At 32.8% G+C, this 1,211-nt stretch carries 2 protein-coding genes; both read right to left on the reverse strand.

Annotation, left to right across the window (positions count from 1 at the left end):
• Positions 1-15: 15 nt before the first annotated feature.
• On the reverse strand, positions 16-945 hold the full coding sequence (locus ACFWM3_RS24965; protein ID WP_390313405.1) for an IS3 family transposase: 930 nt from the start codon (positions 943-945) through the stop codon (positions 16-18).
• The gene (locus ACFWM3_RS24970) at positions 879-1,178 is read right to left on the reverse strand and encodes a helix-turn-helix domain-containing protein (protein ID WP_390313404.1); all 300 of its coding nucleotides are present in this window, start codon (positions 1,176-1,178) and stop codon (positions 879-881) included. Before ACFWM3_RS24970 ends, ACFWM3_RS24965 begins: the two co-directional genes overlap by 67 nt.
• Positions 1,179-1,211 lie beyond the last annotated feature (33 nt).

The raw sequence follows: 1,211 nt of genomic DNA on the forward strand, positions 1-1,211 counted from the left end.
CTAGTTTTTCCGTGCTTAAGAAGCTAGTTGTTGATGTCTAAAACTGACTGGAGATAGTCTATTTAATCTTCGTTGTCTTCTCTGATTGTTATATTTATAGATGTATTTATGAATTATTGCTTCTAAAACCTCTCTATTTTGTACAGAATAGGGATAGAAAGCTTCTGTTTTCAAATGAGAAAAGAAGCTCTCTATACAGGCATTATCATAAGGATTGCCTGGTCGAGACATACTGGACTTAATTCCGTAAGCTTCCAGTGTATCTTGGTATAGTTTGGATGTGTATTGTGTTCCCCTGTCGCTATGGAGAATAACATTTTGCACATCCTTTTCTTTTTGAATTGCTTGATATACCGTCTTTATAACGAATAGAGTCGGTGTATTTTTACTCATTTCATAGGCAATGATTTCATTGTTAAATACATCTAATATCGCTGATAAGTGTAATTTTTCTTCTCCTACTTGGAAGGTAGTTATGTCTGTAACCCACTTTTGATTTGGTTTAATAGCTGTAAAATCTCTATTTAATCGGTTAGGAGCTATGTTTTCTGGCTCTTTTAATCGATAGTTATTATAGTTAGGATATTTTCTCTTTTTCCTAATGATTGATTGAATCCCAAGCTCCTTACATAGTCTGTATACTCGTTTATGATTAATTTTCAATTGGTATTCTTCAACGAGTTCCATGTGTATATATCGATATCCCCATTGTTTATCTGAACCCTCATATAATCTTAGAATTAACTCTTTTAGATCTTTATCTTTATTCTCCTTAATGGACTTTTTGTACTTATAATATCCACTTTGAGACACACCTAAAAATTTACATAAATCCTCTACCTTGAACTGATTTCTTAAGCTATCTACTACATGGTACTTTAACTTTTTCCCTCCTTCACCAAGATTTCCTGAAACTTTTTTAGAACGGCATTCTCTAATTCTAATCTTTTAATGTATCGTTCTTGATCTGTGTATTCTTTTTTGTGACCTCGATTATCAAGATGAAATGCATGACCATCTCTTTGGTATTTCCTCCACCAAGTCTTAACTGTGTCCTTGCTTATAATATTTAATCTGTCAGCTACTTGTTGAGATGAATAGCCTTGTTCCCTTAATCGAATTGCTTCACTCTTAATTTCTAATGTATATTTTTGAAACGTTTGCCCTTTTTTTGCCATAAAAAACACCCCTTAAATTCAATGTTGCCCAAC

Origin of the sequence: Gottfriedia sp. NPDC058432 (assembly GCF_042721555.1) — a bacterium.
Taxonomy (GTDB): Bacteria; Bacillota; Bacilli; order Bacillales; family Bacillaceae_G; genus Gottfriedia.